Source organism: Protofrankia sp. CiP1_Cm_nod3 (assembly GCF_982290655.1).
This window is the reverse complement of record NZ_CEVIVD010000053.1, coordinates 1-9376: the sequence shown is the minus strand read 5'-3', so window position 1 is coordinate 9376 and position 9376 is coordinate 1. Positions and strand designations below refer to the sequence as shown.

The 9376-nt window shown below is 72.4% G+C and carries 5 protein-coding genes; 1 reads left to right on the top strand and 4 read right to left on the bottom strand.

Annotated elements, in window-relative coordinates:
* From AC5LUJ_RS12345 to AC5LUJ_RS12335, 3 genes are all read right to left on the bottom strand, one after another.
* Positions 1 to 2886: NACHT domain-containing protein (locus AC5LUJ_RS12345; protein ID WP_493464961.1), on the bottom strand; the 2886-nt coding region annotated here is incomplete at its 3' end.
* Positions 2886 to 3359, bottom strand: coding sequence for a toll/interleukin-1 receptor domain-containing protein (locus AC5LUJ_RS12340; RefSeq protein WP_250286077.1), 474 nt, complete (start codon positions 3357 to 3359; stop codon positions 2886 to 2888). The genes AC5LUJ_RS12345 and AC5LUJ_RS12340, both read right to left, overlap by 1 nt.
* Before the next feature lie 327 nt (positions 3360 to 3686).
* Positions 3687 to 5783, bottom strand: a complete 2097-nt coding sequence (locus tag AC5LUJ_RS12335; RefSeq protein WP_250286078.1) for an NAD(+) synthase — start codon at positions 5781 to 5783, stop codon at positions 3687 to 3689.
* Positions 5784 to 6241: 458 nt separating this feature from the next.
* Between AC5LUJ_RS12335 and AC5LUJ_RS12330 the strand changes: the two genes are divergently transcribed.
* Positions 6242 to 7327 carry an LLM class flavin-dependent oxidoreductase gene (locus AC5LUJ_RS12330; protein ID WP_250286079.1) on the top strand — a complete coding sequence of 362 codons (1086 nt, stop codon included), beginning with the start codon at positions 6242 to 6244 and terminating at the stop codon, positions 7325 to 7327.
* Positions 7328 to 7818: 491 nt separating this feature from the next.
* Here the strand turns inward: AC5LUJ_RS12330 and AC5LUJ_RS12325 are convergent.
* Positions 7819 to 9376 (bottom strand): AAA family ATPase (locus AC5LUJ_RS12325; protein WP_250286080.1); only part of this gene is annotated, 1558 nt, incomplete at its 5' end.

Below are 9376 nucleotides of genomic sequence, written 5' to 3'. Positions count from 1 at the left end.
GTCGGGGCTCCACGCCCCGTGGGTGACCAGGCTGGTGTGGCCGGTGAAGGACGACAGCCGGGCGTCGGCTCGGCGGGGGGCGTTGGTCGGTGCCACCAGCCAGCCCGGCCGGCGTGTGCTCGGAGCTGAACGGCACAGCAGGGCCTGCGTCCGGTGGGCGGTGGAGCCGGCCCAGTGGGCGGCGTTCAGGTCGCAGCGTCGGAACAGCGTGCCGGCGAGACCGGTGCGGCGCAGATCGGCCGCGTTCAGGTCGGTGTCGTGTATTTCGGCCCGGGTGAGGTTCGCGCCGGCCAGGTCGGCCCCTGACAGGTCGGCGTCGCGTATCACGGCTCCGGTCAGATCGGCTCCGGCGAACGACATCCCGCGCAGGTCGAGCCGCCGGCCGCCGCCGTCGATCCACCAGCCGGCCAGATCGGCGCCGGCCAGGACGGCGCCGGCCGGGCGGTGGGCCGGGTGGCCGCCACGGGCGGCGGCCAGGCTGTACGCGAAGGCCAGCACCGCCGCCGCGTCAGCCCGGCCCGCCGGGGCATGGGCGGCCAGCTCCGCCAGCGTGGCGATGTGAGGGGAATGCTTCCCTTCGCCATGTCTCTCCTCGTCGCGTCCTGCCAGCCACTGGCCGAGGAAGTCGAGGGTCTCGGGGCTGGGGACCGGCAGCTGCCAGTGCTCGCGCGCCTGTTCCGCGGGCAGTTCCAGCGCCCGGCCCAGATATCGGGCGAGGAAGTACTCCCGCAGCGACGTGTGCGCGAACCCGAACGTGTCGTCGCCCCGGCGGACCAGGAACGTCGCCGTGCGCAGGTCCTCCTTCCACAGGTCGGGTGTCCGGGCCGGGTAGTGCAGCTCCAGGTCGGGCCGGCCGGCCAGGAACTCCAGCAGCCACTGCTCGACGTCGGCCACCTCCCACGTCGTGCGGCCCGACCGCCACAGCTGTGCCGCGAGGTGCTCCATGAGCAGTTGCTTGTGCTCCGGTAACAGCGAGTGCTTGCCGTCGTCCCGCTCCAGCCACTGCATGACGAACGACGCGTACAGGTCCACCGCGCGCACGGTGCGGCCGGCCAGCTTGGCGTGCTCCACCGTCTCCAGCTGTTCGGCGATCATCCGTAGGGTCAGCGGCCGCTCGGCGATCTCACGCAGGTTGTGCACGCTGTCGATCAGCTCCAGCAGCCGGTCGACGTCCGCGCCGGGCACGTTGGCGGCCAGGTACGCGCGCACCTGCTCCTCGTCGAACGGCAGCATCAGCAGGGCCAGGTAGTCGGGGCCGGCCGGGCCGTCCCGGTGCTGGCCGGTGAAGTGCGTGGTCTCGTGCCGGATCGAGCGGAAGTAGTGGGTGCGGCAGGACAGCAGCAGCCGGCTCGGCCGGTCGGCCCGCTGGCTGGCCGGCCGGGACCGCCAGGCATCCTCGGTGGCCCGCCACAGCCGGCGGGTGAACACCTGGCCGGCGTGCGGGTCCAGGTGCACCAGCACCTCGTCCAGCCCATCGAAGATCAGCACACAGTTGCCGGCCGCGACCAGGTCCAGCACCTGCGCGGCGGACGGGCCGGTGCCGAGGTCCCCGGCGGCCAGCAGCGCCTCCAGAATCCTCGGATGGCCCGCCCCCTCCCTGGCCAGCGCCGGTGGCAGGTCGCGCAGGTCGAACAGGATCGGCAACGGCGCCGAGCGGTCGTCGCCGCGGAGATCCAGCAGCGCCTGGGTGAGCAGCTTGACGGTGGTGGTCTTGCCCATGCCGACGTCGCCGAGCAGCGCGCACAGGTGCCGGGCGGCCGCCGAGGTGTCGGTGGCCCACACCAGCAGCCGCTCCACCGCCGGCACCGGCTCGCTGAACCGCCGCGGGCCCGCCGCGGCCAGGACGTCGGCGGCGAGCGACGTCTCCCCGGCCTTCGGCGGCACCGGCTCCACGTCCAGCGCGCGCCGGTCGGCCAGCCGCCGAGCCCACCCCTCCGACTCGGGCCATGGCGTGCCGGGCTCGCTGTCCAGCGCGTGCCGGTCGGCCAGCAGCCGAGCCCACCCCTCCGGCTCGGGCCGTGGCGTGCCGGGCTCACCCAGCCGGTCGTCGATCAGCCCCAGCACCATCTCGACGAACTCCAGCCGCGCCGGCCGCTGCGTGCGCTGGCTGAACGGCTGGCCGGCGCCGTGCAGCACGTCCCCGGCCGGCCCGGCCGGCCCGGCCGGCTCAGCCCCGCGGGCCACTCCCTCGAGGGCGACCCGGATCGGTCGGCGGGCCGTCGAGCCCGGGTGCGCGTGCCGCCGCGCGGCGGCGCTGTCCAGCTCCACCACCACGTCGGCCGCCTCCCGCAGCCGCCGCCGCTCGCTGTCGACCGCGAGCCCGAGCGCGATGTCGGACGCGCTGGTGAGCCGGTAGCCGGGACGCGCCGCCAGCTGCTCGGCCAGCAGCTCGACGAACTGCCGCTCCCGCCGCCGCACCGCGTCGGAAGCCTCCAGCGCCGTCTCCACATGCACAACCCCGCGTTCCACGTGCACAACCCCGCGGATCACCTCGCTCACCGTCGCCGGCACCGGCTCGTCGCCCGTCCCGCGAGCGGCCTCCCGCTGGGACCGCTCGGCGATCTCGTCACCGATGGCGTCCGCGCCCTCGAACCAGCAGAACCGGTCGGCCGGCGGGGCCTTCCGCTGGTCGCTCACCAGCCGCAGCTCGACGCCGGCCGCGGCCGCCGCATCGTCGAGCGCGGCCCGGAACTTGCGGAACGCGTCCTGCGCCTTCTGGTCGCTGCCGCCGGGCGTGGCCGCGTCCAGCGCCCGCGGCATCGGGATCCGGCCGTCGTCGTCGATCAGGTCGGCCAGGGCCCGCAGCCGGGACAGCTGCCGGGGGGTGACGTCGTCGGTGAGCCGGTCGAGGTGCCGGAGCACCGCCCGGCGCGGCAGCCGCCCCATCAGGCGGCGTCGCTCAGCACACGCCGGCGGATCGCCGTGGCGAGGTCCAGGGCGAACCGTTCCCGGCCGGCGCCCCGGGTCTCGGTGAAGCAGCGGCCGCCGGCACCGGCGAAGACCTGCCGCGCGTCCACCCCGTGCAGATCGTGCGAACCGTCCAACGGCACCCGCTTGAGCATCACCGGCAGCACCTTGTCGGCGCTCGGCCCGAGCAGCCGGGGGAGCTCCTCGCGGAGGATGAAGCGGCTGCTGAAGAAGCCGGGGCTCAGGAGCAGCAGCCCGTAGTCGCAGTGGTCCAGCCGGCTGAGGATCTGCCGGCGCCAGTCCTCGCCGAGGAGCAGGTGGGAATCCTCCCACCAGGCGATCCGCACCCCGGCCAGGCCGTCCAGGTGAAGCTGCTCGAGCAGCGCCCGCTTGGCCGCGACATCGTCGTGGCACCAGCTCAGGAACAGCGAGGCGTGGACCAGCCTGCCCATCCGCGGACCCCTTTTCACGTTTTTCCCGATGACTTCACGATAGCCGATGCTGCGACACGCAACGCACCTGGCCGGATCGCCACCGCCACCGGCCACGGGCTCACGGTGTCGTTCACCCGCAACGGCTGCCGTTGCCACGGCGCACGGTCGAGGAGGGCCAGGGGGGCGGGGCTCGGTCGTGGAGCCGACTCGGCCGGCGCGTCGTGGGCGCGGAACGTGTGTCGGCGCGCTCGTGGAACCTGTCAGGCGCGGGCGGCGAGCCAGGCCCCAGCGCGCACGGCGAGCCAGGCCCCAGCGTGCATGGCGCCACCGTTGGGATGGTTGCTGTCAGGGCCCGGCTGGGCGCGGCTGGTTGTGCCGCGGCGTCGTGTCCGGTGGGCCGTTGCGTTCGAGTTCGGCCAGCCAGACGGCCGCGCTCGCGTCCGACGGGGCCCGCCAGTCGCCGCGCGGCGAGAGCGTGCCGCCGAACGACACCTTCGGGCCGTTCGGCAGCGCCGACCGTTTGAACTGCGAGAGCTCGAAGAAACGGAAGAGGAACACCTTCAGCCAGCGGGTGATCGTCGGCAGGTCGTAGGCGTGCCGGCCGTCGGCGGGGAAACCGGCCGGCCAGCGTCCGGCCGCGGCGTCGCGCCAGGCGTGCCAGGCGAGGAAGGCGGCCTTCGACGGCGGCAGCCCGTAGCGCAGGATGTGGAACAGGAAGAAGTCGTGCAGCTCGTAGGGCCCGATACGGTCCTGGGTGCTCTGCAGCGCGCCGGTCTCGGCGTCCGCGGGCACGAGCTCCGGTGAGATCTCGGTGCCCAGGATCGCGGTCAGCAGCCGGCCGGCCGCCTCGTCGAACTGGCCCGAGGCCACCGTCCAGCGGATGAGGTACTGGATGAGCGTCTTGGGCACCCCCGCGTTGACCGCGTAGTGGCTCATCTGGTCGCCGACGCCGTAGGTGCACCAGCCGAGCGCCAGCTCGCTGAGATCGCCGGTGCCGACGACGAAGCCGCCGTGGGAGTTCGCCAGCCGGAACAGATAGTCCGTCCGCAGCCCGGCCTGGACGTTCTCGAAGGTGACGTCGTACACCGGTTCGCCCTCCGCCACCGGATGCCCGAGGTCGGCGAGCATCTGGCGGGCGGCGGGCCGGATGTCGATCTCCGCGCCGGTCACGCCGAGCGCGCGCATCAGCGCCCAGGCGTTCGACTTCGTCTCCTCCCCGGTGGCGAAACCGGGCATGGTGTAGCCCAGGATCGCCGACCGCGGCACCCCGAGCCGGTCGCACGCCTTGGCCGCGACGATGAGCGCGTGCGTGGAGTCGAGCCCGCCGGAGACGCCGATCACCATCGTCCGGCCGCCGGCGGAGCGGAACCGCCGGGCCAGGCCGTGCACCTGGATGTTGAACGCCTCGTAGCAGTCGAGATCGAGCCGCTCCGGGGTGTCGGGGACGAACGGGAAGCGGCGCTGGTGCCGCCGCAGCCCGACGTCCCGCCGGTGCGGACGGTGCTCGAAGGCGACGGTACGGAACCGGCGTTCGGGCTGCCCGGCCAGTACCGCGCTGTCGTTGAACGTCGGTGTCCGCATCCGCTCCAGGCGGATACGGGCGAGGTCGACGTCGGCGACGGTCAGCCGCGGCCCGTCGGCGAACCGCTCGGACTCGGCGAGCAGCTCACCGAGCTCGTGGATCGTGCCCTGGCCGTCCCAGGCGAGATCGGTGGTGCTTTCCCCGAGGCCCGCGGCCGAGTAGACGTAGGCCGCGACGGCGCGGGCCGACTGGGCGGCGGAGAGATACGCCCGGTCGGCCGCCTTGCCGACGACGATGTTCGACGCCGACAGGTTCGCCAGCAGCGTCGCCCCGGCCAGAGCCGCGTAGGAGGACGGGGGGATGGGGGACCAGTAGTCCTCGCAGATCTCGACACCGATCACAAGGTCGGGCAGGTCGGAGGCGGTGAACAGCAGGTCGGTGCCGAAAGGCACGGTCTCGCCCGCCACGGTGATCTCCTGGCCGGTGACACCGGCTCCCGGAGCGAACCAGCGTTTCTCGTAGTACTCGCGGTAGTTCGGCAGGAACGTCTTCGGCACGACGCCGAGGACGCGGCCGCGCGAGATCGCCAGGGCGGTGTTGTAGAGCCGGCCGCCCCGCCGCAGCGGCGCCCCGACCAGCAGCAGCGGCCCGAGGCCGCGGCTGGCCTCGCGGACGGCGGCCACCGCCTCCTCGACCGCGTCCAGCAGGGCGTCCTGCAGGTGCAGGTCGTCGATCGCGTAGGACGACAGGCCGAGCTCGGGGAACACCGCCACGTCGACGCCGTCCGCGTGCGCCGCGCGGGCGAGCGCGATCGTCCCCTCGGCGTTGCGCGCCGGGTCCGCGGTCGCGACCGGCGGGGCCGCCACAGCCACCCGTACCAGCCCGTGGCTGTGGATCGAGCCGAACTCCCGCTGGCCCACGCCGTCCCTCCTCGCCCCCGCGTTCTGACGTCACACGCGTTCCGGCTCCGCGCGTCCGCGCGCCGCCTGTCGTGCCATTGCACATCCTGCGCGTTCCCGGCGTCCCGCGTCGCCGCGGCCGCGCGGCCGGCCGGCCCCGGCGCGCGGCCGGCTTTCCCGGGGCGGAAGCGTTCACGATGCCGTGTAGAAGCGTGGGCCCGTGCCCTCTGTCGCGTCTGTCGCGTCTGTCGTGTCTGTCACGGTGTCGGCGGCTCGAGCTGGCCTGCGCCCGTACCCGCCGCCCGGAGCGCCGATACGGCCGGCACGGCGCTCCGGATCCTTCAGCCGTGCCGGCGGGCGGCATGTTCAATGCTGTATGACGACCGCGCGGTCAACAGGGCGGGGCATACCTCAACCGGCCGCGCGCGGACCGGTGCGGAACCAGGTGGGGCTGAGGTCTTCAGGCAGGAGGTCTTCAGATGAGCACGGAGTTCCTCTGGTACATCCCCAACACCGTCGAGCCCGGGCACCGCGGAGACGACACCCGCGACGGGTGGGGAACCCTCGACTTCTCCACCGACCTCGCCCGCGCCACGGAGGACCATGGCTGGGGCGGCGCCCTCATCGGGACGGGCTGGGGCCGTCCGGACACCTTCACCGTGGCCACCGCGCTGGCCGCCCGCACCACCACCTTCCAGCCGCTGGCGGCGATCCGGCCCGGATACTGGCAGCCGGCGCACTTCGCCAGCGCCGCCGCCACCCTCGACCAGCTCAGCGGCGGGCGCCTGCTCATCAACATCGTCAGCGGTCAGGACAGCCTTGGCGCGTACGGCGACGCGCAGCACGACCCGGCCCGCCGGTACGGCCGCACCAGGGAGTTCCTCCAGCTCGTGCGGCGGCTGTGGGCCGAGGAGGACGTCACTTTCCGTGGCGAGTACTTCGCTGTCGAGAACTCGACAGTGCGCCCGCGGCCACACCTCGCCGAGCGCGGCCGGCACCCGCGGCTCTACTTCGGCGGTGCCTCGGCCGCCGCGGAGCGGGTGTCGGCGGCCGAGGCCGACGTCCAGCTCTTCTGGGGTGAGCCGCTGGAGGGCATCGCCGAGCGGATCGACCGGCTGAAGACGCTGAGCTCCTTCGTCGGCCGCGCCCACGCCCCGCTGGAGTTCGGGCTGCGGATCACGACCCTGGTCCGGGACACCACCGAGGATGCCTGGCGGGACGCCGAGGCGAAGGTGGCGCTGATGGCGCGTGAGGTCGATCAGCACAACGACCCCGAACGGCGCCGGGCCGTCGGCCAGCAGCGGCTGCTCGACCTCGCCGAACGCGGCGAGGTGCTCGACTCCTGCCTCTACACCGCCCCCGGCCGGTATGGCGGCGGCGGCGCGGGCACCACCTGGCTGGTCGGCTCCCCGGACGACGTGGCCACCGCCCTGCGCGGGTACGCCGCCCTCGGCATCACCCACTTCGTCCTCTCCGACACCCCCTACCGGCAAGAGGCCGCCCGCATCGGCGACCAGCTCCTCCCGCTGCTGCGCGCCCCGGAACCGGTCCGAGCGGATGTCTGACCGGATGTGATTCCATGATCGGCAGGTGTATCCAGGCGGGAACGACCATCTCCGTGGTCACGGCACACCTCCCGGAACTGGCCTGGAGATCCATTCCTTTCAGATAAACGTAACGTGACCGTCCCGCCGCGGGCGGCGCGACAGGTCCGGAGACCGGACGATGCCCAGGGCAGTGAGCAGCCGCCAGACATCGGTCGACGGGTCTCGGCCCAGGACGGGGCAGCCGGGGGCGTGCCCGGAGCGCGCCGACCACTCCGCCGGGGACACGTCGGCGTTTCTGTCCACCGACTCGTACTGCGCCTGTGCTGCGTCACAGGCACCGTGCGGGCAGGCTGTGACGAGTGCCCGGGCGTTCGCCACAGCCGTCCCCTCCCTGTCGCGGAGAGCTTCGCGCCGTGTGGCTCTGCGGTCCAGCGGACGCATGTCTTCCATGCTTCCCCTCCGGCGGCGTTTCGCCGGAGGTGGGCTGTCAGGCTGTCTGTTGCGTCCGCTCACGCTGTTGCCCTTGTCGCCGGCCAGGTGAGCGCACGGACGAGTTCGCCGGCGGTGACCCGGGGGACCCCCCCGTAGCGGCCGCGCAGGTAGCCGCGTTCAAGGTTCTCCTCCTTACGGGGCCGGGCGTCGGTCAGCGGGTACAACTCGGTGGCGCCTGAGTGTTTCTTCACGGTGAGCCACACCTGGTCCCGGTCGAGCGGGCGGTCAAGGACTGCGTTGCCGAGCAGGGTCGCGTCGTGTGTCGTGAAGATCATCTGAGCGTTGTGCGGGTTGACGTCGGGGTCCTGGAAGAGCCGGACGACCTCCGCGGCCAGGGTGGGGTGCAGACTTGCGTCGAGTTCGTCCACCAACAGGGTGGTGCCGGAGTCCAGGGCCATCAGCAGGGGGCCGAGGAAGGCAAACCAGGCGTGGGTGCCGAGGGACTCCTCGGACAGGAAGTCCAGCGGGATGGTTCCGCCGTCCGGCGTCCGGTGGCGCAGTCTGACCTGTCCGGTGTTGTGGTCGACGTCGATCCCGGCCAGGCCGAGATCGGCTACGGACAGCATTTGATCGATGCGGTTATGGTAATGAGTAGCCTGTTCCGGGTCTGTCAGCAGGTGCTGGGTCCAGCGCGTGCGGGCCGCGGTGTCGGCGCCGGGGGTGACCGGCCACAGGCTGTCGAGGAACCAGCGGTGCAGGGCGGAGAGCTGCGGGTCGTTGAGCGTGGCTCCTACCGAGAGGAAGAGCGCGTTCGGCCGGGTCAACGCGACAAGATCCTCGCGCCTGCCTCTGAACCCGGAGCCTTTGAAGACGAATTCGTCCCCGCCATCGTCGGCCCGGCCGGCATCCCGGTCGAACCAGATGTTGCGCTTGCCGTGGGGGTAGGCGTGCAGCCACTCCGCCTCGACCCGCCCGTCCGAGAGCTCGAAGCCGTAGGTGTAGCGGACGGGGGTGCGACCCAGCAGCAGGTCGACCTCGAACAGCGACGTCTGCTCCCGGCAGGACGGATCCAGTCGGAAGGGCTCACGGGGGACGCTCCCAGGGGTCTTCGCCCAGTCCGCGAACGAGCCGCGTACCGCATCCTTCATGAAACAGACGGCGGCCAGCAGATTCGACTTGCCGGACGCGTTCGCCCCGAAGACCCCTACCACGGGGAGTACCGTCACCGGCCGTCCCTTGGACGTCAGCGACGTCGGGCGCGCGGTCCCCTCGTTGAGCTCGGTGCCGATCAACGAGAGCTCGTGTTCGTCGCGGATGGATCGATGGTTGGCCACCCGGAACCGGAGAAGCATGATCGACCTCCCGGGAGACGTAGCCAGCAGTTCTGTCACGAGCAGATCTATGCAGAAATTCTGCATGAAGAAGTCTACAATGCTCGTACTCGCGATGTCGCCGGGTACTTCTTTGGTCACCTGACCGACGCTGGCCGCCATGGAGAGGTCGACGCGGACGTCCTGCGGTGTGCTCCAGCCCGCTGGTACGAGCGACTGCTCGCCGCGGGCAGGCCGAGCAGCCTGCCCCTGCGCCCGTATGTCTTCACTCCCGACGACATCCCCCTGGTCGTGGACCCGCAGG